The organism is Novosphingobium sp. (assembly GCF_036803765.1).
GTDB lineage: Bacteria > Pseudomonadota > Alphaproteobacteria > Sphingomonadales > Sphingomonadaceae > Novosphingobium.
Window position 1 is genome coordinate 95,986 of the sequence record NZ_DAIRTS010000003.1, and the last position, 25,233, is coordinate 121,218.

At 67.2% G+C, this 25,233-nt stretch carries 22 protein-coding genes and 1 tRNA gene; 10 read left to right on the plus strand and 13 right to left on the minus strand.

Going from position 1 to position 25,233, the window contains the following annotated elements; genetic code table 11:
* The first annotated feature begins 33 nt into the window (after positions 1 to 33).
* Both hemF and V7Q48_RS02785 read left to right on the plus strand, forming a co-directional pair.
* Positions 34 to 897, plus strand: coding sequence for an oxygen-dependent coproporphyrinogen oxidase (gene hemF / locus V7Q48_RS02780; RefSeq protein ID WP_333836130.1), 864 nt, complete (start codon positions 34 to 36; stop codon positions 895 to 897).
* Positions 897 to 1,544, plus strand: coding sequence for a GNAT family N-acetyltransferase (locus V7Q48_RS02785; RefSeq protein WP_333836131.1), 648 nt, complete (start codon positions 897 to 899; stop codon positions 1,542 to 1,544). The genes hemF and V7Q48_RS02785 overlap by 1 nt, the downstream gene beginning before the upstream one ends.
* Positions 1,545 to 1,564: 20 nt before the next feature.
* Here the strand turns inward: V7Q48_RS02785 and V7Q48_RS02790 are convergent, their stop codons facing one another.
* Both V7Q48_RS02790 and V7Q48_RS02795 read right to left on the minus strand, forming a co-directional pair.
* Entirely contained in the window at positions 1,565 to 2,176 is a 612-nt protein-coding gene (locus V7Q48_RS02790; protein ID WP_333836132.1) for a hypothetical protein, read from the minus strand.
* Positions 2,170 to 2,472 carry a hypothetical protein gene (locus V7Q48_RS02795; protein ID WP_333836133.1) on the minus strand — a complete coding sequence of 101 codons (303 nt, stop codon included), beginning with the start codon at positions 2,470 to 2,472 and terminating at the stop codon, positions 2,170 to 2,172. Before V7Q48_RS02795 ends, V7Q48_RS02790 begins: the two co-directional genes overlap by 7 nt.
* A 329-nt stretch (positions 2,473 to 2,801) precedes the next feature.
* On the opposite strand from V7Q48_RS02795, the gene V7Q48_RS02800 reads away from it, so the two are divergent.
* Together V7Q48_RS02800 and V7Q48_RS02805 are read left to right on the plus strand one after the other, a co-directional pair.
* On the plus strand, positions 2,802 to 3,914 hold the full coding sequence (locus V7Q48_RS02800) for a helix-turn-helix transcriptional regulator (RefSeq protein ID WP_333836134.1): 1,113 nt from the start codon (positions 2,802 to 2,804) through the stop codon (positions 3,912 to 3,914).
* Positions 3,915 to 4,031: 117 nt separating this feature from the next.
* A complete protein-coding gene (locus V7Q48_RS02805) occupies positions 4,032 to 6,122 on the plus strand; it encodes a RelA/SpoT family protein (RefSeq protein ID WP_333836136.1) in 2,091 nt (696 codons plus the stop codon).
* 44 nt (positions 6,123 to 6,166) lie between these two features.
* Here V7Q48_RS02805 and V7Q48_RS02810 read toward each other — a convergent pair whose 3' ends face one another.
* Positions 6,167 to 7,120 carry a peptidylprolyl isomerase gene (locus tag V7Q48_RS02810; protein WP_333836137.1) on the minus strand — a complete coding sequence of 318 codons (954 nt, stop codon included), beginning with the start codon at positions 7,118 to 7,120 and terminating at the stop codon, positions 6,167 to 6,169.
* 74 nt (positions 7,121 to 7,194) lie between these two features.
* Here V7Q48_RS02810 and V7Q48_RS02815 point away from each other — a divergent pair.
* Positions 7,195 to 7,285: transfer RNA gene (locus V7Q48_RS02815), tRNA-Ser, on the plus strand.
* A 105-nt stretch (positions 7,286 to 7,390) separates the two neighbouring features.
* Here the strand turns inward: V7Q48_RS02815 and V7Q48_RS02820 are convergent.
* On the minus strand, positions 7,391 to 8,176 hold the full coding sequence (locus V7Q48_RS02820) for a hypothetical protein (RefSeq protein ID WP_333836138.1): 786 nt from the start codon (positions 8,174 to 8,176) through the stop codon (positions 7,391 to 7,393).
* Between the two features lie 169 nt (positions 8,177 to 8,345).
* On the opposite strand from V7Q48_RS02820, the gene V7Q48_RS02825 reads away from it, so the two are divergent.
* The 3 genes from V7Q48_RS02825 to V7Q48_RS02835 all read left to right on the plus strand — a co-directional run bounded on the left by V7Q48_RS02825 (position 8,346) and on the right by V7Q48_RS02835 (position 11,493).
* A complete protein-coding gene (locus V7Q48_RS02825; RefSeq protein ID WP_333836139.1) occupies positions 8,346 to 9,272 on the plus strand; it encodes an ABC transporter ATP-binding protein in 927 nt (308 codons plus the stop codon).
* The gene (locus V7Q48_RS02830) at positions 9,269 to 10,039 is read left to right on the plus strand and encodes an ABC transporter permease (RefSeq protein WP_333836141.1); all 771 of its coding nucleotides are present in this window, start codon (positions 9,269 to 9,271) and stop codon (positions 10,037 to 10,039) included. The genes V7Q48_RS02825 and V7Q48_RS02830 overlap by 4 nt, the downstream gene beginning before the upstream one ends.
* 80 nt (positions 10,040 to 10,119) lie before the next feature.
* Positions 10,120 to 11,493 carry a M24 family metallopeptidase gene (locus tag V7Q48_RS02835; RefSeq protein ID WP_333836142.1) on the plus strand — a complete coding sequence of 458 codons (1,374 nt, stop codon included), beginning with the start codon at positions 10,120 to 10,122 and terminating at the stop codon, positions 11,491 to 11,493.
* 9 nt (positions 11,494 to 11,502) lie between these two features.
* Here the strand turns inward: V7Q48_RS02835 and alr are convergent, their stop codons facing one another.
* The 7 genes from alr to V7Q48_RS02870 all read right to left on the minus strand — a co-directional run bounded on the left by alr (position 11,503) and on the right by V7Q48_RS02870 (position 21,975).
* The gene (gene alr / locus V7Q48_RS02840; protein ID WP_333836143.1) at positions 11,503 to 12,612 is read right to left on the minus strand and encodes an alanine racemase; all 1,110 of its coding nucleotides are present in this window, start codon (positions 12,610 to 12,612) and stop codon (positions 11,503 to 11,505) included.
* A gap of 121 nt (positions 12,613 to 12,733) precedes the next feature.
* Positions 12,734 to 15,802: a sensor histidine kinase gene (locus tag V7Q48_RS02845; RefSeq protein ID WP_333836144.1), complete on the minus strand. Its 3,069-nt coding sequence runs from the start codon at positions 15,800 to 15,802 to the stop codon at positions 12,734 to 12,736.
* Positions 15,803 to 15,881: 79 nt separating this feature from the next.
* On the minus strand, positions 15,882 to 16,727 hold the full coding sequence (locus tag V7Q48_RS02850; RefSeq protein WP_333836145.1) for an HpcH/HpaI aldolase/citrate lyase family protein: 846 nt from the start codon (positions 16,725 to 16,727) through the stop codon (positions 15,882 to 15,884).
* Entirely contained in the window at positions 16,724 to 17,179 is a 456-nt protein-coding gene (locus V7Q48_RS02855) for a MaoC family dehydratase (protein WP_333836146.1), read from the minus strand. Before V7Q48_RS02855 ends, V7Q48_RS02850 begins: the two co-directional genes overlap by 4 nt.
* 26 nt (positions 17,180 to 17,205) lie before the next feature.
* Positions 17,206 to 19,053 carry an acetyl/propionyl/methylcrotonyl-CoA carboxylase subunit alpha gene (locus V7Q48_RS02860; protein ID WP_333836147.1) on the minus strand — a complete coding sequence of 616 codons (1,848 nt, stop codon included), beginning with the start codon at positions 19,051 to 19,053 and terminating at the stop codon, positions 17,206 to 17,208.
* 169 nt (positions 19,054 to 19,222) lie between these two features.
* Positions 19,223 to 20,824 (minus strand): carboxyl transferase domain-containing protein, encoded by a 1,602-nt coding sequence (locus V7Q48_RS02865; protein ID WP_333836148.1) that lies wholly within the window; start codon positions 20,822 to 20,824, stop codon positions 19,223 to 19,225.
* The gene (locus V7Q48_RS02870; RefSeq protein ID WP_333836149.1) at positions 20,824 to 21,975 is read right to left on the minus strand and encodes an isovaleryl-CoA dehydrogenase; all 1,152 of its coding nucleotides are present in this window, start codon (positions 21,973 to 21,975) and stop codon (positions 20,824 to 20,826) included. The genes V7Q48_RS02865 and V7Q48_RS02870 overlap by 1 nt, the downstream gene beginning before the upstream one ends.
* Before the next feature lie 90 nt (positions 21,976 to 22,065).
* Here V7Q48_RS02870 and V7Q48_RS02875 point away from each other — a divergent pair, with 90 nt between their 5' ends.
* On the plus strand, positions 22,066 to 22,923 hold the full coding sequence (locus tag V7Q48_RS02875) for a LysR family transcriptional regulator (RefSeq protein ID WP_333836150.1): 858 nt from the start codon (positions 22,066 to 22,068) through the stop codon (positions 22,921 to 22,923).
* Between the two features lie 32 nt (positions 22,924 to 22,955).
* On the opposite strand, the gene V7Q48_RS02880 is transcribed toward V7Q48_RS02875, so the two are convergent.
* Positions 22,956 to 23,552 carry a group I truncated hemoglobin gene (locus V7Q48_RS02880; RefSeq protein WP_333836151.1) on the minus strand — a complete coding sequence of 199 codons (597 nt, stop codon included), beginning with the start codon at positions 23,550 to 23,552 and terminating at the stop codon, positions 22,956 to 22,958.
* Between the two features lie 10 nt (positions 23,553 to 23,562).
* Positions 23,563 to 24,435 carry a DUF3034 family protein gene (locus V7Q48_RS02885; protein WP_333836152.1) on the minus strand — a complete coding sequence of 291 codons (873 nt, stop codon included), beginning with the start codon at positions 24,433 to 24,435 and terminating at the stop codon, positions 23,563 to 23,565.
* A 183-nt stretch (positions 24,436 to 24,618) separates the two neighbouring features.
* Between V7Q48_RS02885 and V7Q48_RS02890 the strand changes: the two genes are divergently transcribed.
* Positions 24,619 to 25,212, plus strand: coding sequence for a methylamine utilization protein (locus tag V7Q48_RS02890; RefSeq protein ID WP_333836153.1), 594 nt, complete (start codon positions 24,619 to 24,621; stop codon positions 25,210 to 25,212).
* Positions 25,213 to 25,233 lie beyond the last annotated feature (21 nt).

The window sequence follows — 25,233 nt, forward strand, 5'->3', positions numbered from 1 at the left end:
GATTTGGCAAGCGCGGTGCGGCAAGGAGATGGCATGACCGATTGGACCCCGCACACCGCCCGCGCCCGGACCTGGTTCGAGAGCCTGCGCGACCGCATCTGCGCCGAATTCGAAGCCATCGAGCGCGAGGCGGGCAGCGATGCGCGCTTCACCTACACGCCGTGGAACCGCGAGCACGAGGGCGAGCCTGTCGCCAATGGCGGTGGCGGGGTGCAGGGCTTGATGAAGGGCCGCGTGTTCGAGAAGGTGGGTGTCAACGTCTCGACCGTCGGTGGCACCTTCAGCCCCGAGTTCGCCCGCACGATCAACGGTGCCGATCCCGAGAACCCGGCGTTCACCGCCACCGGCATCAGCCTCGTCGCGCACATGGCCAACCCGCACGTGCCCGCGGTGCACATGAACACGCGCTTCCTGACCACGCGCAAGGCCTGGTTCGGCGGCGGCGGCGATCTCAACCCGCCGCTGCCCTATGAAGAGGACACGGCCGATTTCCACGCCCGCTTCCAGGCGGCCTGCGACGCGCATGACGAGGGGTACTATCCCCGCTTCAAGGCCTGGGCCGACGAGTACTTCTACATCCCGCACCGGAAGGTGCACCGCGGCGTCGGCGGGATCTTCTACGATCACCTCGAATGCGCCGACGACGCCGGGTTCGAAGAGAACTTCGCCTTTACCCGCGATGTCGGTGAGGCCTTCCTCGATGTCTACCCGCGCCTGGTGCGCCGGCGCATGGCGATGCCGTTCACCGAGGCGGACAAGCTGCAGCAGCTGCAGTGGCGCGGGCGCTATGCCGAATTCAACCTGGTCTACGACCGCGGCACGCTGTTCGGCCTCAAGACCGGCGGCAACATCGACGCCATCCTGATGAGCCTGCCGCCCGAAGCGGTCTGGAGCTAATGGCGATCGGGCAATCGGGCGCGACCCTGGCGCATGGCTTCCACCCGGTCGCGCCCGGTGATCTCACGGCTGTGGTGACCGCGCTGGAGATGCGCGCGCCGCCGGCAAGCCTCAGGCGCCTGACGCCCGAGGCCGACGTGCCGTTGCAACTCGTGCGCTGGAAGGCGCCCGAGCCCGGGAAATACCGGATGCTCTTCCGCCGCGTCGGCGCGCCCTGGCTGTGGTGGTCGCGCCTCGCGCTGGACGACGCTGCGCTGGCTGCGATCGTCCATGATGCCGATGTCGAGGTCTATGCCGTGGCCGACCGCGCCGGGGTGGAGATCGGCATGCTCGAACTCGATTTCCGCAAGAGCGGCGAGGCCGAGATCGCCTTCTTCGGACTGATCCCCGGCGCGACCGGCAAGGGCTTCGGCAAATGGCTGATGCGGCGCGCACTGCAACGCGCCTGGGGACGCGCGGGCGTGGAGCGGGTCTGGGTCCATACCTGCACGCTGGATGGGCCACATGCCCTGGCGTTCTACATGGGGCAAGGATTCACCCCCTATGCCCGCTTTGTCGAGGTGTTTGCCGATCCGCGGGAACAAGGGTGGCTGCCACTGGAGATCGCGGGTGCCTTGCCTATGCTGGGGCACAACGCGCCCGGCTAAGGTGGCCGGGCGCGCGTGGGTTACTGGGAAACGCGTGAACCCTCGCCTTGGGGGACGCGCCGGCTCCCCTGGGTCTGCGGCGTAATCGAAGGGCGGGGTGCTGCTTGAAGCGCGGACTGTGCCATCTGGCGTCCCGTGACCCTGTTACACCCCGCCGGGACCGGTTCTCCCTCGAAACGCAGGACGCAGCCGTCCGCCAGTTCCAGGTTGGTATAGATCGCCGAGCCAATGTATGCCGGGTCTCCCGGCCCGGTCTTTCCGGTGTATCCGGGCATCTTTTCGAAACTGGCCTGGCGCCACGGCCCCTGCATCAGCCCGCGCACGAACGTGCAGTGGTAATCGGCGTAGATCTGGGCGTTGTCCTGCCGGAAGTAGACGATCATCACGCCGCTGCCGTCCGCCTGGCCGCCTGTGCAGCCGCCGGACCAGGTGACCTTCGTGACGGCCACGGGGTTTTCGAACCCGTAGAGATTGCCCGAATTGACGATGACGTTGCACGCGCCGGCGGCGTGGGTCGACCAGCTGTTGGGGGCTGCATGTGCTAGCCCCGCAAGCCCCGAAATGCCCGCCCCGGCGAACGTGACGGCGGCGATAATGGTCCGTCGGAGACAGGGGGGCATGCGGATCAGCATGACGAGCCTGACGCGATCTGGCTGCAGGCCTCTCGTGTTTGGCGCAGGCGATCGACGAAAGCCTGGCGTTGTTCGATTTGCTGGCTGGGGCTGAGGTTCTCGATGGCAAAATCGCATTTTGAATCCATCGCAGCGATTGCCGCCTCGAGAACCTCGATAAGATGGCGCAGCGAGGCGAGGGCACCTTCAGGAGATGGACTGTGCGTTATCTGTCGATACGAGGCACACCCGTCCTGCGCCAGGGCGACATTGCTTGCCGTGGCCGCCCCCAGAATGACCAGCCCCGCTGTAACCACGACGGTCGTGCGATTGCGAAAACCCCCTAATGCCCTCATAACAAATCCCTTTCGGCGATACGTAAGTCTCGGTGCGGGTGTCGTCAGTGGCAGATGGCCGACAGCAGGCGACAATAGTCGCGGCGAGGGACCAATGCCATTTCTGAACCGCAGTGGGGCACTTATCCCGCAATCACGCCGCCAGCTTCCCCCAAACAGGGGAAGGTGGCCGAATTGATGTGTTGTTACTTGCACGGGGCGCCATGAATTGAGACCATCAGGCGAATCTCGGGGAGCGCGATGCGATTCAACAAGACGGAGCGGCTGGACGGTTCGCTGCGGAGGCTGGCGTGACGCCTGATGCGGAAACGGTCGATCGGCTGATCGGGCAGTTTACCCAGGCAGCGATCGATCCTGCCGGGTGGATGCCGGCCATGGCGGCATTGAGCGATGCTCTGGGCGCGGTGACATGCACACTGGAACTGACGGACCTGGCCACTGGCGCCGCACATATCGAAAATGTGGTCCCGCTCGACGACGATGTGCGGCGCGCTTACGAAGAGCGGGTCTTCCACATCAATCCACGCATCGCGCGGGCGGTCGCAATGCCCGAAGGACATATTGCCGACGACCGCACACTTCTGAGGGCGGGCGATCCTCATCTCGATGAGTTTCTCGATTGGCTGGGCCGGGCGCCGTATCATTATATCATCGGTGGCAAGATCCTTAACCGCGGCAGTCATGCCGGCTTTCTGACGGCGAGTTTCAGCAAGCAGCACGGGCTGGCAAGTGACGACCATCGCGCGGTTTTCACGCGGATGACGCCGCACCTGGTCAATGCCGTCGCCGTAGGCCGGGCGTTGTCGGCAAACCGGTTGCGCAACGACCTTGTTGCGCTGGACGCTCTGGGAAGCGAACGCGCCTTCGCCCTGCTGGATCGGGCCGGGCGCGTGGCCGAATGCTCATCGGGCTTTGCCCGCGTCCTGCGTACCGGGCGTGTGCTCGGGGTACGCCGGTCCCGGCTCGTTGGGATTGCGCCGCAGCACCGCAGCCTGGTCGAGCGTTTCGTCGCCAGCGCGATCCGTGCCGGTATTACAGATGCCCCACCGGCACCGGTACGGCTGGCGTCCATCGATGCGCCGCGCGGCCTCATCCTGCGCGCCTTGCCTTTGACCGCGATGGCCGATGCCTTCGCGATCTTTCATCCCGTTGCGCTCATCACCGTGACCGATCTAGACCAGCCGGTTCGGGCCAGCCGGCACGATCTGATGGTGCTTTTCGATCTGACACCGCGTGAGGCGGACGTCGCCGCCTCGGTGGGCGAGGGCAATGCCATTGCAAAGGTCGCGGCCAGCCTTGCCATCAGCGAGCACACTGTCCGACAGCATCTGAAGGCGGTATTCGGCAAGCTTGGAATCACGCGGCAGGCCGAACTCGCTGGCATGATTGCTCGGTTGGGTTAATCGACGTGTTTTACGATCGCGTGCACGGGAACAGGGGGGCACGTGGGCTTCCGATCACAGTGATCGTGGCAATTCCCCTTGCCCTTTCGCTTGTCTTTCCCCCATTTAGGCCGGGTAATGCTCCGCCAATATGAACTTGTCGAACGCGTGCTGGCCTACGCCCCCCAGGCGGACGAGGCCATGCTCAACCGCGCCTATGTCTATACCGTGCAGAAGCATGGCAGCCAGAAGCGCGCCAGCGGCGACCCCTATTTCTCGCATCCGGTCGAGGTTGCGGGCCTGATGACCGAGCTCAAGCTCGACCAGGAAACCATCGTCACCGCGCTGTTGCACGACACGGTCGAGGATACGCTGGCAACGACCGAGGAGATCGAGCGGCTGTTCGGTGCCGACGTGGCGCGCCTGGTCGACGGCGTGACCAAGCTTTCCAAGATCGAGACGATGACCGAGAGCGAGCGCGCGGCCGAGAACCTGCGCAAGTTCCTGCTGGCGATGAGCGAGGACCTGCGCGTCCTGCTGGTCAAGCTGGCGGACCGCCTGCACAACATGCGCACGCTCCATTACATCAAGAGCGAGGACAAGCGCCGGCGCATCGCGCGCGAGACGATGGAGATCTACGCGCCGCTGGCCCAGCGCGTGGGCATGTACGAATACATGCGCGAGATGCAGCTGCTCGCCTTCGAGCAGCTCGAGCCCGAGGCCTATGCCACGATCACCGGCCGGCTTGCCGCGATCCGCAGCGAGGGCGGCGGCGAGGTCGATGACATCGCGCTATCGATCAAGCAGGCGCTGGCCGAAGCGGGCCTGCGCGTCGAGGTGGCCGGCCGCGAGAAGCATCCCTACTCGATCTGGAAGAAGATGGCCGAACGCCATGTGTCGTTCGAGCAGATCACCGACATCATGGCCTTCCGCGTGCTCGTCGACGACACCGCCGCCTGCTACCAGGCGCTGGGCGTGCTGCACCAGACCTGGCAGATGATCCCCGGGCGCTTCAAGGACTACATCTCGACGCCCAAGATCAACGGCTACAAGAGCCTGCATACCTCGCTGATCTACAACAATGCGCGGCGCGTCGAGGTGCAGATCAAGACCAGCGAGATGCACCATCGCAACGAATATGGTCTTGCCGCGCACTGGGCCTACAAGCAGGGCGGGGAGCCCGATGGCCAGGTGGGCTGGCTGCGCGACCTCGTCGAGATCCTTGATGCGAGCCATGATGCAGAGGAACTGCTCGAGAACACCAAGATGGCGATCTACCAGGATCGCATATTCGCCTTCACGCCCAAGGGGTCGCTGTTCCAGCTGCCCAAGGGCGCGACGCCGATCGACTTCGCCTTCGCCGTGCACACCAACCTCGGCGCGCAGGCAGTGGGGGCCAAGATCAACGGCCGCCACGTGCCGCTGCGCACGCCGCTCGGCAACGGCGACGTGGTCGAGATCATCAAGAGCCGCACTAACGAGCCGCAGCTTTCGTGGCTGGGCTTCGCCGTCACCGGCAAGGCCCGCGCCGCGATCCGCCGCGCCGTGCGCCAGAAGGAACGCGCTGAGGTCGCCCTGATCGGCCGCAAGCTCTACGAGGAAATTGCCGAGCGCCTGCCGACGCAGGTGGGCAAGAAGGCGCTGGCCGACGCGGTCAAGCGGCTCAAGCTCAACACCGAGGAAGACCTCATGGTCGCGATCGGCACGGCCAAGCTCGACGATCGCCAGGTCATGGAAGCGCTGGTGCCCGGCAGCACCGCCAACCTGCCCGAGGCCGAGGAATGGCCGCGCCAGCAGCGGGCTATCGCCGTGCAGGGCCTGACACCGGGCATGGCCTTCAAGCTGGCCGATTGCTGCCATCCGGTGCCCGGCGACCGCATCGTCGGACTGCGCCGGCCGGGCAAGGGCGTCGAGGTCCATGCGATCGACTGCGAAACGCTGGCGGACGGGGTGGATGCCGACTGGATCGACCTGTCGTGGGACAAGCGCACCGATGGCGCGGTCGGCCGCATTCGCGCCGAGCTTTACAACCGGCCCGGCACCCTGGCGGAAATGGCGGGGATTTTCGCCAAGAACCACGCCAACGTCGTCAACCTCGAAATGACCCAGCGCGAAAACCCGTTCCACACCTATCTGGTCGATCTCGAGGTGCGCGATCTGGCGCACCTGACCCGGATTACCAGCGCCCTGCGCGCCAGCGATGCGGTGGCGCAAGCCGACCGCGTCTGACGATGTGGCGACCGGGGGGAAGGCCGGCGTCTCCCCCCAAAAAATCAGCGTTTCGCGAGCGCGCGGCGGATGGGCACGGGCGCATTGCACACGTCCACCCCGCCGGCCGAGCGGACGTAGAATGCGTCGCGGCGATTGGCGCGGGCCGCCACGTATCGGGCGAACGCGGGGCTGTCGGTCGACAGGTATTGCCACGTGCCGAGGTCGGGTACCTCGCTGCCCAGGCGGATGCTGCGGATCGGCGTGCGTTCGGCCGGGGTCTGGTAAAAGCCGATCTCGCCGTGCCCACGCGGCAGGCTCGACAGCCATTCCATGCCATCGATGACCCGGCCGACGACGGCGATGTTGCGATCGAGCTGGCGCGGCGCCTGGCCGATGACCGCATAGAGTTCGGCGCCGGTGCCGGCATCGGGCGGCATGTCGCGGCCGACGCCGACCGTGCCATAGCAGTGCACCGGCCAGGTGGCAGGCGCGTGGCCGGCTTCCATGGCGATGGGCCAGCCCGCAAAGTAGCGTATCTTGGCCGAATAGGGCGCATCGGCCAGCTTTGGCCCCGACAACGGCGGCGCCGCCCCGCCGGTCAGCACATAGCCGCCCTGAGATGTCGTCAGCAAACCTGACGGCAGAGCTTTGGCGCGCGCTTTGTTCTCGGCATCGGGATCGCCCCATTGCACGACATAGCCGTCCTGCACGCGTGTGATCGCGGTCGCGTCCCACCAATGCGCCTGGGCCAGCTTGCGGATATTGCCGACCCAGCCTTGCGACCACGGCGCCGGAACCAGCTGGATCACCACCCGGCGCGCATGACCTGCAGCATCGGGGGCCAGATCCATGACCAGCAACTGGTCCGCGGCGATCGTGGTCCAGGCCTCGGCCGGCGCCGCAGCGACGATTTCCGAGGGCGCGACCTCGGGCGCCGGCAGGGCAGGCGTGAGCGCGAGCGCCGCAGGGGACGCGGCCGAGAGGATCACGAAGGCGAGCAAGCGACGTATCGACATTTTGCCGTTCTGGCCGCCAAACCGGCCTTGCGCAACCCCGCCGGGGTCGCTAGGGCGCCCCTTCCAGAGCATGCGGAGCGGTGGCCGAGTGGTCGAAGGCGCTCGCCTGGAAAGTGAGTATACGTCAAAAGCGTATCGAGGGTTCGAATCCCTCCCGCTCCGCCATCACTCTTCAAAGCCAGACGCTTCCTAAACAGGGCCGGGCCTGCCTTTGAATAGCCTTCTCCGATGCGGAAATTTTACGACGCATCGGGTCGAGAGATCTGGCGGTCACTCGGCCAGCTGCAACCATCGGCGTTCGGCGTCTTGCCGAGCCACGCCACCGCGTTCAATTGTATATCCCATCCGTCTAAACAGAGTGCGATAGTGGGTGTGAATGGCGACGGCGGTGGGTCGAGGAATCAATTCGCGCCATAGCCCTGGTTGTCCTCGCCAGCCATGCCGATTGGGAGTCGCTTGCAATCGTCCCAGAGGGTTTCGGGCGAGTGCAGCCAGGATGGGATCTACTGGCGCGTCCAGGCGGTGAGCGAGCCTTGCCACTTCGATTTCCGGGGCCGCAACGAGCTGTTCGTACCGAACCTTGATGGCCGCTTCGTCGTGCCACCACTGGTAGCTGACGGACAGCAGGTTTTCGAAGCCGAAGCCTAGCGCGTACTCGAGAAATTCGGGTGATGCCGGTGTCGCCGAGGTCAGCGATGCCGGAATAGCGCAGTTGCCTTCGAGCCACCGGGCTGTCTCGGGTTCATACCGGATGAAACGAAGCATCGAGAGGAGGATGTCGAGCGGATGACGCGCGAGCGTGATGACCTTGAAGCCGTGTCGCTGAAGGAAAACCTGGAAATTCGGTTCCCGGTACCAGTGCAATTGTAGAATGCACGCGTCGGGCACCGCCCCGACATCGAGAAAATTGTGAACCGCCATTTCCTGCAGATCTAGCCCCTCGGCCAGAACGCGGCGCAGCCAGGTATTTCCGCAACGCGGTGAACTGATGATGGCGAGCTTCATATATTCGTTCTGATCGCCTTGCATCGACAGGATGACCAGAGGGTGTTTCATCACCTTTGGAGGTATCTCGGCCCCGGATTGTGCGTCCTGCCTGCAAACCACACGCCAAGACGGCTACTCGCCGCGATGGATCGGTGCTAGCGACGCGCCGCGCGAGGGTGCGGGTGCGATGCCGGCATGCCTTGGTGCGCTTTTTCTCCTGTCCCCCCAAGGAGCTTTCATGCCACCGATCCTCTCGATCGAAGCACTCGGCAAGCAGTACAAGTCCGGTCACACGGCGCTTCAGGGCGTGGACCTCACCATCGAGCGGGGCGAGATCTTCGCGCTGCTCGGCCCCAATGGCGCGGGCAAGACCACGCTCATCAGCATCGTCTGCGGCGCGGTCACGCGGAGTAACGGCAGCGTCAGCGTGGCGGGCTACGACATCGACGGTGCGCGCCGCGCGGCGCGGGAGCGGATTGGACTGGTGCCGCAGGAAATCGCGCTCGACATGTTCGCCTCGGTCATCGACACCGTACGCTTCAGCCGGGGCCTGTTCGGCAAGGCGCCCGATCCGGCCTATATCGAGCAGATCCTGCGCGACCTGTCCTTGTGGGACAAGCGCAATGCCCGGACGATGGAATTGTCGGGGGGCATGAAGCGCCGCGTGATGATCGCCAAGGCGCTGAGCCATGAGCCCGAATTGCTGTTCCTCGACGAGCCGACCGCCGGCGTCGATGTCAATCTGCGGCGCGACATGTGGGCGCTGGTGCGCAAGCTGCGCGAGCGCGGTGTGACCATCATCCTGACCACCCATTACATCGAGGAAGCCGAGGAGATGGCCGACCGGGTCGGGGTCATCAGCGGCGGGCGCCTGCTGCTGGTGGAGGACAAGGCCACGCTGATGCGCAAGCTGGGCAAGCGCCGGCTGACGCTGACGCTGCAGTCCCCGCTGGAAAGCGTGCCGGCTGAACTTGCCGCCTGGCCACTGACGCTGAGCGAGGATGGCCTGCATCTGGCCTACAGCTTCGACGCCGAGGCCGATGATACCGGGATGCCGGCGCTGCTCCAGCGGCTTAGCGAACTGGGCATCGCCTATCGCGATCTCGATACCGGACGCAGTTCGCTGGAAGACATCTTCGTGACCCTGGTGGAGCAAGCGGCATGAGCGGCATCAATTTTCACGGCATCTGGGCGATCTATCGCACCGAGATGGCCCGGGCGCTGCGCACCGTGTGGCAAAGCATCGCGACGCCGGTGATTACGACCGCGCTCTACTTCGTCGTCTTCGGCGGGGCCATCGGGTCGCGGATGAGCCAGGTCGGCGGGGTGGGCTATGGCGCGTTCATCGTGCCCGGGCTCATCATGCTCAGCCTCCTGACGCAGAGCATCTCGAACGCCTCGATCGGGATCTACTTTCCCAAGTTCACCGGATCGATGTTCGAGATCCTGTCAGCGCCGCTGTCGGCGGTCGAGGCGGTGATCGGCTATGTCGGGGCGGCGGCGACCAAGTCGGTCGTGATCGGCCTGATCATCCTCGCCACGGCGACCTTCTTCACAGATGTGCGCATCCTGCACCCGGTGTGGATGGTGGCATTCCTGCTGCTGACCTCGATTACCTTCAGCCTCTTCGGGTTCCTGATCGGGCTGTGGGCCAAGAGCTTCGAGCAGCTGGCGATCATCCCCTCGCTGGTCGTGACGCCGCTGACGTTCCTGGGCGGGGCGTTCTATTCGATCGACATGCTGCCCCAGCCGTGGCGCACGGTCAGCCTGTTCAATCCCGTGGTCTATCTCGTCAGCGGCTTCCGCTGGAGCTTCTACGGGATCGGCGACGTGGGCGTGGCGGCGAGCCTGGCGTTCACCGCCAGCTTCATGGCGCTGTGCCTTATCGCGCTCGCCTGGATCTTCCGCACCGGCTGGCGTCTAAAGCCCTGATACCGCAGGGCCGAAACCGCGCTTGATCGCAAGGCACCGACTGGCCAGTGTGGGCGCCGTTCAGGGATCGAGGGGGGCAGATGACGATACGGGGAATGGCGCTGGCGGCCGTGGCGATGGGTCTGGCCGGGGTGCCGGCGGGCGTTTTGGCCGCGCCATCCGCAGCGCCGGCATTGCGCGAGACCGAGGAGCGGTCGCCGGTAGTTCCGCCGCTGCTGTCGGCACGCGACCGAGCGGACACCGAGAACCGTATCCTGCGCGAGCGGCTCGATACCGTGATCCCCGCGATCATGCGGGCCGAGGGCATCGACACATGGCTGCTGGTGGCGCGCGAGTATTTCGAGGAGCCGGTCGTCGCCTCGATGCTCGACGGCGAGAACATGCATGCCCGGCGGCGCACGATCCTGATCTTCCACGATCCGGGGCAGGGGCGTGCCGTCGAGCGACTGACCGTGAGCCGCTACGGGCTTGGCGGCCTGTTCGCCCCGGCGTGGGATCCGGCCAAGCAGCCGGATCAGTGGAAGGCCGCTGCCGAGATCGTGGCGGCGCGCAACCCCAAGCGCATCGCGATCAATGTCTCAGACCTCTATCAGTTCGCCGATGGCATGACTGCCAGCCAGCGCGAGGCCTTCACCGCCGCGCTGGCGCCCGACTTGCGACAGCGGATCGTCAGCGGTGAAGGAACGGCCATCCGCTGGCTGGAGACGCGCACCCCGGCCGAGATGCAGCTTTACCCGACGATCGAGCGCACCGCCCACGCCATCATCAGCGAGGCGTTCTCGCGCGCGGTGATCACGCCGGGCGTCACGACCGCCGAGCAGGTGCAGTGGTGGTATCGCGACCGCCTGCTGCAACTGGGTCTCGAACCCTGGTTCCATCCCTCGGTCGCAATCCAGCGGCAGGGCGTGAAGGGCATGATCGAGGGGCCTGAAGTGATCCGCCCCGGCGACCTGCTCTGGACCGATTTCGGCATCACGTACCTGCGGCTCAATACCGATACGCAGCACCTGGCCTATGTGCTCAAGCCCGGCGAGACGCAGGCCCCGGTCGGGCTGCGGCAGGGGCTGGCGAATAGCAACCGGCTGCAGGATATCCTGACGCGGCAATTCGAAGTTGGCCGCAGCGGCAACGAGGTGTTGGCCCGCGCGCGCGCCGAAGCGAAGGCGGCCGGACTCGATCCGTCGATCTATTCGCATCCCATCGGGTTGCATGGCCATGGCGCCGGGCCGTCGATCGGTTTCTGGGACAACCAGGCCGGTGATCCGCAGGGCGCGCGGCCGATCGATCCGGATACGGCCTGGTCGATCGAGTTGACGACTTACGCGCCGGTGCCGGAATGGGGCGGCCAGCGCGTTGATTTCCGCGCGGAGGAAAACGCGTTCTTCGACGGCAAGAGCGTGCGCTACATCGACGGGCGGCAGACCGAACTGGCGCTCATTCCGTCCAGACCTTGAAGGACGTGGTCAGGCCTGCTCGTTCGTGTAGATGCGGGTGTAGCGGCGGCCGAGCCGGGTGAAGATCTCGTAGGACAAGGTTCCTGCGAGTTCCGCCACGCGCTCGGCGCTCTGGTTGGGGCCGATCAGCTCGACCGGCGCGCCGGGGTAGAGAGCGTCTTCGGGAACATCCGAGACGTCGACGATGGTGCTGTCCATCGATACGCGGCCCAGGATCGGCGCCTCGACCCCGCCGATGAAAACGGCGCCGCGGCCGCTCAGGCTGCGCGGCCAGCCATCGGCATATCCGGCGGAAATCGTCGCAAGGCGGGTGGTCTTGGCGGTGCGGTGCGTCAGGCCGTATCCGACACCCGTGCCCGCCTCGACGGTACGCAGCTGGATGATACGTGCGTTGAGGGTGGCGACGCGCGCAAGCGTCGGTACGCCTTCGCGGACCTCTCCGCCATAAAGCGCCATGCCCGGGCGGGCGATGTCGCCGTGGTCGGGGCGTGTGACGTAGGTGCCGCCAGAGTTGTCGATCGAGCGTGCCGCGCCCGGGAAGCGGGCGGCGAAGGCATCGAAGCGGGCCAGCTGGGTCTGGGTGAAGAAGTCCGCGGGGACGTCCGCGCAAGCAAGGTGGCTCATGACGAGAATCACGCTCAGCCCGCCGAGGCGGTGCGGGTCCGCTTCGAGCACATCCAGTTCCTCGGCGGACAAGCCAAGGCGCGACATGCCGGTATCGGCCTGGAGCGCGGCGGCAAGCGGCCGGTTCTCCGCCCGTGCCTGCGCGGCCCAGCGATCGACCTGGTCGAGGGAGTTGAGCACCGGCACGATCGCCTGCGCGGCGCAGGCAGGTTCGTCGCCGGGGTTGAGGCCGTGCATGACGAACACCGACGCGTCATCGGGCAGCGCCGGGCGGACCTCCAGGGCCTCGCACAGATGGGCGACGAAGAAGTGCCGGCAGCCTGCCTCTGCCAGGGCGCGCGCCACGGGCACGGCGCCGAGGCCATAGGCGTCGGCCTTGACCACCGCGCCGCATCGCGCGCTGCCGATCTGGCCAGCCAGAGTGCGGTAATTGGCGGCAACGGCATAGAGGTCGATGTGCAGCGTGCCTGCGGTGCCGGTCGATACTGTGGTCATGCCTGCTTTCGTTCGTCGTCCGTCGCCGGCTGGGGGACCGGAGCCTGTGGCGGATACGCCGGGGGCGCGGGCCTGACAAGGCATCCGACCATCCCCCTGCTGTGAACGGACACTATGCCGATCAGAGAAACGCGACGCGCGCCGGCACGATCACTTCGACCATCGCGCCGCCATCGGCATGGTTGCGAATGTCGATCCGTGCCTGCAGCTGCCGTGCCCGCTCGCGCATCCCGACCAGCCCGAAATGCCCCTCTGCACTGGATGGCGTGCCCTTGAAGCCGATGCCGTCGTCGCGAATGCGGACGATGAGCTCGCGCCGGCGGAACCGCAGCACGACGTCGATCCGCGTCGCCTGCGAATGCTGGCGGGCATTCGATACGGCCTCGCCGATCAGGCCCAGCAGATCCTCGGCGATGCCGGCGCAGACCGGCCGTGGCTCGCCTTCGCAGTGGAGCACCACGGGCGGCATGGCCCCCGGCTCGATGACGTCGTTGAGCCGTGCTGCCAGATCGATCGTGCCGCTGGCGGTGCGCAGTTGCAGCACGCGGTCACGGGCGGCGGCGATGACGGTGTCGCCGCGGTCGAGCACGGTTTCGATCTCGGACTTGACCTCGGGCGGCAGCGTGCGGCGGTGGGCGATGGCATAGAAGCGCAGCATCATGCCCTGGACGCCCTGCAGCAGTGTGTCGTGCAGTTCGCGCGCGATGCGTTCGCGCTCGGCAACCTGTCCCTCGCGGGCGGCGCGTGCGCGCTCGACCAGCGTATGCGTGCGCCAGCGGAATGCGCCCCACGCGAGCACAGCCAGGATTGCGGCGCCGAGCAGCCGGAACCAGGTCTGCTGCCAGAGCGCCGCCCGAATGGTGAAGTCGACGCTGGCCCCGCCGTCCTGCCACAATCCGTTCGCGTCGCTGGTCTGCACCTCGAAGTGATAGGTGCCGGGCGAGAGGTTGCCGTACGTGATCTGGCGCAGCGTGCCATTGTCGGACCATGTGCGCGTGAGGCCGCCGAGGCGGACGCGGAAGCGGCGCTGGCCGGTGGTGACGAGGTCGAGCACGCTGTAGTCGATGGTCACCGTCGACGAGCCGATCGGCAGCACGGTGCCGTTGACCGCCGGATAGGACCGGGCGTCGGCGGACAGGCGATCGACGGTGAGGCGGAAGGGCGCGGTCGGCAGCGGGTTGGTCCAGCGCGTGGCCACGAGCACGCCGCCCAGCGTCATCAGGAACGTGCGTCCCTCCGCATCGGCCACGACCTGCGGCCCGCTATCGCGCTGGGGCAGGGCGATGCGGGCATCGTCCTCGTCGAATGCGGTATGCGGCAGGGGTTGGAGTGGCGTGTCGAAGGCGCGGTCGAGCGCCACTGTCGCGATGCGGATGACGCCGCGATTGCCGATCAGCCAGCTCACGCCGCCAGCGACGCTCGCGATGCCGCGCGTGTCGTAGAGCCAGGGATGGTTGCGGATGTCGAGGATCTGCGGGCCGTGTTCGGTCAGGCGCATGAGGCCTGTCAACCCGCCGGCGATGATCTCGCCGCTGTCGCGCACGGTGACGAACGTGGGACGCTCGAAGCCGATCCGCTCACCGTCGAGGACGGTCCAGCGACCGTCGGCCAGGATGCCGATGGCACGACGGTCGAAGATCAGCAGCAACCGACCGCGCTGATCGAAAACCAGGGACTGCGGGCGTTGCCTGCCTGCCGGCAACGGGACGCTGCGCCATGCGCCGCCTTCGCGCCGGCGCAAGCCGAATTCGTTGGCGGCGATCCACACGGCGCCGCGACCGTCGACCACGCAGCCTTCCTGGTCGGTGACATGTTCGGGCAGCTTGATCCTCTCGCGCGGCCGCGTGGCGGACAGCTGGGTGATGGCGTCGCCGTCCATCGCCCAGACCGACCCGTCGCTGCCCGCGCAAATCGCACCGATGTCGTCGTCGACCTGTCCGAGGACGGTGAGTGGCTGGCCCGGATCGGCGCGCCAGACCTTGTGCCCGAGCGAGAGGTACGCACGCCCCGCAGCGCTGGCGCCGCTGTGGACGTAACGGCGTGATGCGGTGTCCTCGGGGTTGTTCAGTTCGGGCACGTTGGCAAGCGGCGAGGGCGTGAAGCGATCCAGGCCACGCTCGCCGCCCACCCATACCGTGCCCGCGCGGTCGGCCAGCACCGGCGAGACGCGGTCCGAGGTCAGCCCGTTGCGCGCGGTAAACCGCGAGATCGTAGGATTGCCGGGCTGCATCGTGAAGACGCCGGTGCGATACGTCGTCGCCCAGATCTGGCCGAATGGGTCGACCGCGGCGCGCAGGAATGCGGCAGGCGGGAAGGCCTTGTCGGGCGGGACGACCGGCGCGGGGCCGGTTGTCGTGGCGCGCCCATCACCGGGCACCAAGCGCAGCCCGACGTCGTCGATCAGCCACAGCCGGCCGTCGCGATCCTCGATCATCACGCCCCCGCCGCGCGAGGCGATCGGCACCCGTGTCGCCCGGGTTTCTCCCCGGCGGACGAAATAGACGTCGCTGCCCCAGGTGGCGATCCACAGCGTCCCGTTGCGATCGACGAACTGGGGTTCGCCTTCCCGGTCGTCGAGAACAGGATCGATCAGCGGGGTCCATTTGCCGTCGTGGTGGCGATAGATGGCGTGCGGGCCATTGCCCAGACCCGCCCAGGCGTTGCCGTCGGCATCGACGACCAGTCGGGTGACTTCGCTGTTGGGGGCATCGAGCCCGGTATCGCGGACCTTGCCATCGCGGTAGACCGACACGCCGCCACTTCCGGCATAGCCGATCCACAACGATCCGTCCGGCGCGGCCGTCATCGAACTGACCGCCGAGGCGGTGCGCGGATGCCCCGGCGCCGGCGGGACGTAGGAAAACGTGGTGCCGTCGAAGCGGAACAGCCCTTCGAACGAGCCGACCCACAGATAGCCCGCGCGATCCTGCGCCAACGCTTGGACAAAGCGCGGCGCGTGGTCGCGCGTGGTCCAGGCACGGTGCATCCAGGCAGGCGGGCGGGCGGTTTGCGCCGGCTGGGCGGCGTTCGGCGCTGTTGCGCGCTCGGCGCGTCGATCGGGCGGGGCAGAGGGAAGGCCGGCCACCGCCAGCGCGGGCAGGGCGAGTGCCGGAAGGACAAGCGCCAGAAGCCTGGCGGGCTGAACCCTGGTCCGCAATCGGTTCGGTTTTGCCGCTGTGCCCCCGCTCATGGAGCCCGTGTCGCAACGATCACCGGCTGCGTCAATGGCGCCCCGGAGATTGCGCACTTACGGGTGGGACGTGTTGGCCTCAGGCCTCGTCGGCGCGCGCGAGCAGGGCCTGCGCCTGGACGAGGTGAGGCCGGTCGACCATCATCCCGCCGACGCGCAGGGCGCCGGCCCCGGGGTTGTCCGAAAAGGCGGAGACGATGGCGCGGGCGCGGGCCACTTCGGCCTCGGTCGGCGAGAAACCGGCGTTGATCGCGGCGACTTGCGCGGGATGGATCGCCATCATGCCGGTAAAGCCGTCACGCCGCGCGCGGGCGACGTAAGCGGCGAGGCCGGCCTCGTCGTCGATGCGCGGGTAGACGGTCTCGATCGCGGCGGCGCCGGCGGCGTGGGCGGCAAACAGCGCGAGGCTGCGCACCATTTCATAAGGGGGCGTGAAACGACCGTCCGCCTCGCGCGAGGTCGCCGCGCCGATGGCGGCCGGCAGGTCTTCCGCGCCCCAAGTCAACCCGCACAGATGCTCGGCCACCGCGTCGTAGCTGCCGAGCTGGAACAACGCGCGCGGCGTCTCGGTCGCGATCGCGAGGACCGGGGGGAGGGCATGGGACTGCGCGAGCCGGAGCAGTTGCGCGACGCTCACCGCGCCCTCGGCCTTGGGCAGGACGACCCCGTCGGGGCCATGGGGCAGAACCGCCGCGAGGTCGGCGGCGACGTCTTCGTGCTGGCCAAGCGGGTTGACCCGCACGAAGGCCGCCGTGGCGCGCGGGGCGGCGAGCCATTCCGCAGCGGCGATGCGGGCTTGGGCTTTGCGCTCGGGCGCGACCGAATCCTCCAGATCCAGGATAATCGCGTCAGCCCCGCTGTCGGCGGCCTTGGCGAAGCGTTCAGGCCGGTCGGCAGGAACGAACAGCAGCGAACGCAACTTCACGCCGCGCCGCTCCCGCTGAGCAATGCCATGCGCAGGCACCGGCACACGACCTCGTCGCGCTGGTTGATGAGTTCATGCCGGAAGGTGACGATGCCCGCCCCGGGCCGCGAGCGCGAGGCACGCAGGTCCTCGACCACGCTGGTCGCGCGCAGCGTGTCTCCAAGGAACACCGGCGCCGGGTGAACCAGCTTGTCGTAGCCGAGGTTGGCGACGAGCGTGCCGAGCGTGGTGTCCGCGACCGACAGCCCGACCATCAGCGCGAAGGTGTAAGTCCCATTGACGAGGATCTGCCCGAACTCGCTGGCGCGCGCCGCCTCCGCATCGATGTGCAGCGGCTGCGGATTGTGCGTCATCACAGAGAACAGCAGGTTGTCGGTCTCGGTTACGGTGCGCCGGATCTCGTGCGCGATGGTGTCGCCGATCTGCCATTGGTCGAAGTGCCGGCCGGCCATGCCCCAGTATCCTTGTGCTCGCGCGCTTAGGCGTCGGTGTCGAGGGGGACGATGCGTGCGAGCACGGCATCGACCTGGACTTGCGTGCCGGTCACGGCAGGCAGCTCGTCGACCACGCCGTCGAACGGCGCGGTGAGGCTGTGTTCCATCTTCATGGCTTCCAGCGTCAAGAGCTTTTGCCCAGCCGTCACCGTATCGCCCTTTGCGACATCGACGGCGATGACTTTGCCCGGCATCGGCGAAAGGATCGTGCCGCTGCCTGCGCCCGCCAGGCCTGCACCATCGCGCCGCCACGGCTTGAGCTGCCAGGTCTGGCCGCGCTCGGCCACGATCGCACTCGCCTCAGGCACAACCGATCCGTCGCCGATCGCAGCCCGCACCGGCTCGCCGTCGAGCAGGAACAGCGCATCGCGGCGTGGCGCCGCATTGAGGCGCAGGCCCGGGGCGGGTTGGCGTTCGACCAGCCGATCGGCGGCAGCGCGCAACACATCGGGCGAGGGTGCGCGCGCCTCGGTCAGTGTCGCGTTCTCGCGCGCGATCAGCCCGGTATCGACGCGGCCGGCGATGAAATCGGGATGCTCCAGCGCGTTGACCAGGAACGGCGCATTGGTGCGCACCGGCCAGATCGCGGTGCCGGCGAGCATGGCCGCAAGCCGCTCGCGCGCCAGGCCGCGGGTCTCGCCATGCGCGATCACCTTGGCGATCATCGGGTCGTAGTGCGGCGAAACCTCGGCGCTCTGCGTCACGCCGGTATCGACCCGCCCGCCCGGCGCGCTTCCGAACACGAGATGCTCGAGCCGTCCCGTGCTGGGGAGGAAGCCACGCGCCGGGTCTTCGGCATAGAGCCGCGCTTCCATGGCCCAGCCGTGGATCGCCAGTTCGTCCTGACGGCGCGGCAGCGGCTCGCCCGAGGCGACGCGCAGCTGCCACTCGACAAGATCGACGCCGGTGATCGCCTCGGTCACCGGATGTTCAACCTGCAGCCGCGTGTTCATTTCCATGAACCAGATGCGATCGGCGGCGAGACCCTGTGACCCATCGGCGATGAATTCGATGGTGCCGGCGCCGACGTAGTCGACCGCGCGTGCCGCCCGGACCGCGGCGGCGCAAAGCGCTTTGCGGGTCGCGGCATCCATGCCGGGGGCGGGCGCTTCCTCGATAACCTTCTGGTGCCGGCGCTGAAGCGAGCAGTCGCGTTCGAACAAGTGGACGACGTTGCCGTGGCGGTCGCCGAAAACCTGCACCTCGATATGACGCGGGTGCTGGATGTATTTCTCGATCAGGACATGATCGTTGCCGAAGCTCGCTGCCGCCTCGCGGCGGCACGAGGTAAGCGCGTCGGCGAAGTCTTCGGGGCGCTCGACCAGCCGCATGCCCTTGCCGCCGCCGCCGGCGACCGCCTTGATGAGGACCGGATAGCCGATCTTCGCCGCTTCGGCGGCGAGGAAGTCGGCGTCCTGCTCCGCGCCCATATAGCCGGGCGTCACCGGCACGCCGGCCTCGGCCATGAGCGCCTTGGCTGCGTCCTTGAGGCCCATCGCGGTGATGCTGGCCGGGTTCGGCCCGACCCAGACCAGCCCGGCATCGATCACGCCTTGCGCGAAGGCGGCGTTTTCGGACAGGAAGCCATAGCCCGGATGGATCGCCTCCGCGCCGGTTTGCAGCGCCGCGGCGATGATGCGCTCGCCCACCAGATAGCTTTCGCGCGATGGCGCCGGGCCGATAGCGACAGCCTCATCAGCCATGCGCACGTGCAGGGCCTCGGCATCGGCGTCGGAATGGACTGCGATCGTGCGGATGCCGAGCGCGCGTGCAGTGCGGATGATCCGGCAGGCGATCTCGCCGCGGTTGGCAATGAGGAGCGAGCGGATCATGCGATACCTCGATAGGTGTAAAGCGAGGGAAGCGTACCCCTCCACCACCGCTGCGCGGCGGTCCCCCTCCCCATGGCATGGGGGGGATCTTGGCTAGTTCCTTCCTGCCGCGCGGCGGCGGGGAGGTGGCAGGCGCACAAGCGACTGACGGAGGGGCCAATTCGGCCCATCACATCCGGAACACGCCGAAGCGCGGGGCCTCGGGCATCGGCGCCTCGAGCACGACGCGCAGCGCCATGCCCAGAACGTCGCGCGTCTGCACCGGGTCGATCACGCCGTCGTCCCACAGGCGCGCGGTGGCATAGACCGGATTGCCTTCATCCTCGTACTTCTGGCGGATCGGCGCCTTGAACGCCTCGGCCTCCTCCGCGCTCCAACTCGCCGCGTCGCGGTGGACGGTGGCGAGGACGCTCGCGGCCTGTTCGCCGCCCATCACCGAGATGCGGGCATTGGGCCAGGTGAACAGGAAGCGCGGATCATAGGCGCGGCCGCACATGCCGTAGTTGCCGGCGCCAAAGCTGCCGCCGATCAGCACGGTGATCTTGGGCACGCTGGCGGTGGCGACCGCGGTGACCAGCTTGGCGCCGTGCTTGGCGATGCCCTCGGCTTCGAACTTGCCGCCGACCATGAAGCCCGACACGTTTTGCAGGAACAGCAGCGGGATGCGGCGCTGGCAGGCCAGTTCGATGAAGTGGGCGCCCTTCATCGCGCTTTCGCTGAACAGCACGCCGTTGTTGGCCAGGATCGCCACAGGCGCGCCGTGGATATGGGCAAAGCCGCAGACCAGCGTGGTGCCGAACAGCGCCTTGAATTCCTGGAATTCGGAACCGTCGACCAGCCGCGCGATGACTTCCCGCACGTCGTAGGGTGCGCGGACGTCCTCGGGCACGATCGCGTAGAGGTCTTCGGCGGGATAGAGCGGGGCACGCGGCTCGGCAAAATCGACCTGCGGACGCGGCGAAGGGCCAAGGTGGCTGACGATGTCGCGCACGATCGACAGCGCGTGCGCGTCGTCGTCGGCCAGGTGATCGACCACGCCCGACTTGCGGGCATGGAGGTCTCCGCCACCCAGGTCCTCGGCGCTGATCACTTCGCCGGTCGCGGCCTGGACCAGCGGCGGGCCGGCGAGGAAGATCGTGCCCTGTTCGCGAACGATCACGGATTCGTCGGACATCGCCGGGACATAGGCGCCGCCGGCGGTGCAACTGCCCATGACGCAGGCGACTTGGGCGATGCCCTTGGCGCTCATCTGCGCCTGGTTAAAGAAGATGCGCCCGAAGTGGTCGCGGTCGGGGAAGACCTCGGCCTGGTGGGGCAGGTTGGCGCCGCCGCTGTCGACGAGGTAGATGCAGGGCAGGTGATTGGCCTCGGCAATGGCCTGCGCGCGCAAGTGCTTCTTGACCGTCAGCGGATAATACGTGCCACCCTTCACCGTGGCGTCGTTGGCGACGATCATCACGTTCCGGCCTGAGACGCGACCGATGCCCCCGATCACGCCGGCGCCAGGAATGTCCTCGCCATAGACGCCCTCAGCGGCGAGCTGGCCGATCTCCAGGAACGGCGAGCCGGCGTCCAGCAGATGCTCGACCCGCTCGCGCGGCAGCAGCTTGCCGCGCGCCGTGTGGCGCTCGCGCGCCTTTTCCGACCCGCCCAGCGCGGCCTTGGCCACCCGCGCGCGCAGGTCCTCGGCCAGAGCGCGGTTGTGCGCGGCGCGGGCCTGGACTTGCGGATCGGCACGGTCGAGCGTTGAGCGGATGACGGGGCCGCTCATCAGCCGAGCGGCCCGACCAGTTCGCGCCCGATCAGCATGCGGCGGATTTCGTTGGTTCCGGCGCCGATGTCGAGCAGCTTGGCATCGCGCATGAAACGCTCGACCGGCCAGTCGCGGGTATAGCCCGCGCCGCCCAGGGCCTGCACCGCCTCGAGCGCGACCTTCACCGCGTTCTCGCTGGCGAGGAGGATCGCCCCGGCCGCGTCGAAGCGCGTGGTCTGCCCGGCGTCGCAAGCGCGGGCCACGGCATAGACGTAGGCGCGCGAGGAATTGAGGGCGACATACATGTCGGCGATCTTGGCCTGCATCAACTGGAACGCGCCGATCGGCTGGCCGAACTGGCGACGCTCGCGCACATAGGGCAGCACCACGTCGAGGCAGGCCTGCATGATGCCGATCTGGATGCCGGCAAGTACGGCGCGCTCGTAATCGAGGCCCGACATCAGGATCGCGACGCCCTGGCCCGGCTCGCCCATCACGTTCTCGGCCGGGACCTCGCAATCGGTGAAGACCAGTTCGGCCGTCGGCGAGCCGCGCATGCCGACCTTGTCGATCTTCTGGCCGATCGCGAAGCCGGGGAAGTCCTTCTCGATCAGGAACGTCGTGATCCCGCGCGAGCCTTCGCCGGTGCGGGCATAGACCACCAGCACGTCGGCATACGTGGCGTTGGTGATCCAGAACTTGGTGCCGTTAAGGACGTAGCGATCGCTCTTCTTCTCGGCGCGCAGCTTCATCGACACGACGTCGGAGCCGGCGCCGGCTTCGGACATGGCGAGGCTGCCGACATGCTCGCCCGAAATCAGCTTGGGCAGGTAGCGCGCCTTTTGCTCGGCATTGCCCCAGCGGCGTATCTGGTTGACGCAGAGGTTGGAATGCGCGCCATAGCTCAGGCCGATCGAGGCCGAGGCCCGCGCCACTTCCTCCTGCGCCACTACATGCGCGAGGTAGCCCATGCCGAGGCCGCCCCATTCTTCCTCGACGGTGATGCCGTGCAGGCCGAGTTCGCCCATCGCCGGCCAGAGATCGCGCGGGAACCAGTCCTTCGCGTCGATCTCGGCGGCGAGCGGGGCGATGCGGTCGGCGGCAAAGCGCGCCGTGCTCTCGCGGATCATGTCGATCGTCTCGCCCAAGGCGAAATCCAGCGTCGTCATCGGTGCGGCATCCTCGCTTTTGCTGCAGTCTAGGATGGCTTGGCCGATTGGCGAAATTGAAAGATTTCAAGAAGTGTATAGATCGCCTCTATGATCGACCGTTATCTCATCCGCTATTTTCTGGCCGTGGTGGACCAGGGCAACTTCTCGCGCGCGGCGGCGCAGTGCAACGTCGCGCAGCCGACGCTGTCGGTGGGCATCGCCAAGCTCGAACGCGCGGTGGAACGCCCCTTGTTCACCCGCAGCAACCAGCGGGTGGAACTGACCGAGGCGGGCGCGCGGTTCCTGGCCCATGCCCGGCGGATCGAACAGGAATTCAACAGCGCGCTCGGCGCCATGCGCGCCACGGCGGATGCCGAGACGATCCGGCTCGGCGTGCTGTCGAGCATACCCGGCGCCGCGATCGCCGCCGCCTGCCGCGCAGCGCGCGGTGAGCTTCCCGGCGCGCTCGAACTGGTGTTCGGCACCGAGCGCGAATTGGCCGGCCTGCTCGACCGCGGGCGGATCGACGCGGCGTTGTCGATCGTCCGGCCCGACAAGTCCGGCCTGCTGCGCGAGGCGGTGCTCGACGAGGGTTATGGCGTCGCCATGGCGGGCGACCACCGCCTTGCCACGCGCGAGATCGTCAGTGCCGAGGAATTGCGCGACGAGGTGATGATCGTGCGCCGCCATTGCGAACTGCTGTCCGAGACCAGCCGGCATTTCGTCGAGCGCGCGGTTCGCCCGCATTTCGCGTTGCGCTCGACCAACGACGAGCGCGTGGCGCAGATGGTCGCGGCCGGCGTGGGCGTGACGGTGATGCCCGACAGCTATCGCGGCGCCGAGGGTATCGCGCTCGTCCCCATGAGCAACTTTCCGCATCGGCGCACGCTGGGCTTCCTGGCGCGCGAGCGGCACTTCCTCGATCATGGCCTGATGCTGGCGATCAGCCGCAGCCTGGCCAGCTGAACCCGACTAGCTGGCCGCGGCTGGCGACGCGCTCAGCGTTCGACGACGTCCTTGTCCATCGGCGCCAGCTTGGCGAGCAGGCGGTTCTGCGCGGCGAACGGCACCTTGTTCTCGCGCATCGCGCGCTGGAGGTTTTCCACCAGAGCGTTGAGATCGGCGCGGGTCGTGCCAAGCCCCTTGTGCGAGGACTTCATGTCGCGCCCGGTGTAGGTGCAGCCGGCGCCGAGCAGGTAGCAGAACTGTTCGTAAAGTGTGCGGCGCAGGCGGACCATGTCGTGGTTCTTGAAGATCGCCGCGATGCGCGGGTCGGCGACGTTGATCTCCACGAACCGGTCGACGATGTGATGGATGCCGTCCTGACCTCCGAACGCCTTGGCGAGGCCGGCACCGGCATAGGGCGTCGCCCCGGCGTTGGCGGGCGACGGGGTATAGGGATCGACCGGGATTTCTCCGGTGATGGGGTCGCGCTGCTTCTTTACGACGCCGAATTCCTTCTCCCAGTCGACGGCAGCAGGGTCTTCCTGTTGCGTGGATGGATCGATCGTCTCGGCTTGGGGCGCCGCAGCGTCAGCGGTGTCGGTCGTGACCGGCTGGGCGGCCACCAGGGCGAGGGCGAGGAGGACGGTCACGGAGCTTCCTTCAGAATGCGATCTGGAGCGAGAGGAGGCCGCCGCGCTGGCCCTTGAACGTCGCGACCGAGCCGACGTCGACATAGGCCGCGGTGACCGTCGCCTTGCGCGCCACGGCCCATGCGACGAACAGGTCGTGCGCATGATCTTCGCGCGCGATGGCGAGCCGGTCAGGGCGCGTGCGGTACTCGCCGCCGATCACCAGCCGGGGCGTCAGGAGATAGGCCACCGAGCCTTCGAACTGGACGGTACGGGCCTGCCTGCCGGTTCGGCCGAAACCCAGCAGGCCGAACTGATTTGCGTTGGTCAGCCGGGCCGTGGCGTTCAGCAGGATGCTGCGCGACAGCAGCAGTTTCGTCGCGCTCACGGTGAAATCGGTGCCGCGTGACGATCCGGCACCCACCGCCTTGACGATCGCGCTGTCGAGGCTGCGCTTGTGCTGTACGCTCACGCTGATCTGGGGCAGCCATGACGGGCCGTAGACGGTGTCGCCCACGAGGCGCACCTTGGCGCCGTAAATGTCCTGGTTGAACGTGAAATTCCGCCCCAGGCCGAGGGCGGCACCGACATTGCGGGTGTCGAAGTTCTGTCGCGCATAGGACAACTCGACGCGGTCCTTGATGCCGACCGCGACGCCATAGCTACGCCAGCCGTAATCGGGCAGTTCGATGCCCGTGGCATGCGCCGATACCCCCACACTGCGATCGGTTTCCATGCCGGCGATCGTTGCCCAGGTGGCGAGGCCCCCGCCACTGGCACCCTCGACGGAGGATATGCCGTTGGTCAGGACGAGCTTTCCGCCCTCCAGCGCGGGATCTGCCCAAGCGGGCATGGCAAACCCGAAGCTCAGCAGTGCGGCAAGGAAGGCTGCAATTGATTTCACGGAGTTAGCACCATTCTCGAAGCGAATGGCACGCTGTTAACCACGATTCGTTAGGAAATCCTCAATCCCCTCTAGGCGCGATTGGCACTTTGTTAGCAGTTATCCGCCATTGCAGTCGTCATGCGTACTCTGCCGCTCCCCCGAATCGCCAGGCTTCTCCGTCGCTCCGCCGTCCTTGCCGGCATGACACTCGCCGTGCCGCTTCTCGTTTCCGCGGGCGCGCCTGATGGCCTGCCGCTGCAGGTCGTCGACCAGTCGGGCCTGCCGCTGCGCGATGCCGTGATCGAGATCAGGCCGCCTGCCGGCACGACCCGCCGCCTCGCGTTCCCATGGCGCTATGCCATGGCCCAGAAGAACCAGACGTTCGTGCCCGGAACGCTGATCGTTCCCCAGGGCGCGACGGTCGCGTTCCCGAACCTCGATAACGTGCGCCACTCGATCTACAGCTTTTCCAAGCCCGGTCCGTTCAAGATCGACCTCTATGGGCAGGACCAGACCCGCTCGCAGCAGTTCCGCATCGCCGGGACGATCGCGCTGGGCTGCAACATCCACGACAAGATGCGCGGATATATCCGCGTCACCAATACGCCGTTCGCCGCGCGCAGCGACCTCAACGGGCTCGCCAGCGTCGACGGGCTGGGACGCGGGACTTACGACGTGGTGGTCTGGCATCCACGCATCCGTGATGCGAACGGCGAATGGCACGGCCGGCTGGTGATGGACCCCGACAAGCGCACCCGCCTGGTCGTTGCCGTCAGGCCCGGGTCGGCCAAGTGATTCCGCGCGCGCGAAGGACAA

What these genes read in the sequence shown, in the direction of transcription:
- hemF (WP_333836130.1), top strand. Translation starts at nt 34, where the DNA reads ATGACCGATTGGACCCCGCACACCGCCCGCGCCCGGACCTGGTTCGAG.
- V7Q48_RS02785 (WP_333836131.1), top strand. Translation starts at nt 897, where the DNA reads ATGGCGATCGGGCAATCGGGCGCGACCCTGGCGCATGGCTTCCACCCG.
- V7Q48_RS02790 (WP_333836132.1), bottom strand. Translation starts at nt 2,176, where the DNA reads ATGCTGATCCGCATGCCCCCCTGTCTCCGACGGACCATTATCGCCGCC.
- V7Q48_RS02805 (WP_333836136.1), top strand. Translation starts at nt 4,032, where the DNA reads ATGCTCCGCCAATATGAACTTGTCGAACGCGTGCTGGCCTACGCCCCC.
- V7Q48_RS02810 (WP_333836137.1), bottom strand. Translation starts at nt 7,120, where the DNA reads ATGTCGATACGTCGCTTGCTCGCCTTCGTGATCCTCTCGGCCGCGTCC.
- V7Q48_RS02820 (WP_333836138.1), bottom strand. Translation starts at nt 8,176, where the DNA reads ATGAAACACCCTCTGGTCATCCTGTCGATGCAAGGCGATCAGAACGAA.
- V7Q48_RS02825 (WP_333836139.1), top strand. Translation starts at nt 8,346, where the DNA reads ATGCCACCGATCCTCTCGATCGAAGCACTCGGCAAGCAGTACAAGTCC.
- V7Q48_RS02830 (WP_333836141.1), top strand. Translation starts at nt 9,269, where the DNA reads ATGAGCGGCATCAATTTTCACGGCATCTGGGCGATCTATCGCACCGAG.
- V7Q48_RS02835 (WP_333836142.1), top strand. Translation starts at nt 10,120, where the DNA reads ATGACGATACGGGGAATGGCGCTGGCGGCCGTGGCGATGGGTCTGGCC.
- alr (WP_333836143.1), bottom strand. Translation starts at nt 12,612, where the DNA reads ATGACCACAGTATCGACCGGCACCGCAGGCACGCTGCACATCGACCTC.
- V7Q48_RS02845 (WP_333836144.1), bottom strand. Translation starts at nt 15,802, where the DNA reads ATGAGCGGGGGCACAGCGGCAAAACCGAACCGATTGCGGACCAGGGTT.
- V7Q48_RS02855 (WP_333836146.1), bottom strand. Translation starts at nt 17,179, where the DNA reads ATGGCCGGCCGGCACTTCGACCAATGGCAGATCGGCGACACCATCGCG.
- V7Q48_RS02860 (WP_333836147.1), bottom strand. Translation starts at nt 19,053, where the DNA reads ATGATCCGCTCGCTCCTCATTGCCAACCGCGGCGAGATCGCCTGCCGG.
- V7Q48_RS02865 (WP_333836148.1), bottom strand. Translation starts at nt 20,824, where the DNA reads ATGAGCGGCCCCGTCATCCGCTCAACGCTCGACCGTGCCGATCCGCAA.
- V7Q48_RS02870 (WP_333836149.1), bottom strand. Translation starts at nt 21,975, where the DNA reads ATGACGACGCTGGATTTCGCCTTGGGCGAGACGATCGACATGATCCGC.
- V7Q48_RS02875 (WP_333836150.1), top strand. Translation starts at nt 22,066, where the DNA reads ATGATCGACCGTTATCTCATCCGCTATTTTCTGGCCGTGGTGGACCAG.
- V7Q48_RS02890 (WP_333836153.1), top strand. Translation starts at nt 24,619, where the DNA reads ATGACACTCGCCGTGCCGCTTCTCGTTTCCGCGGGCGCGCCTGATGGC.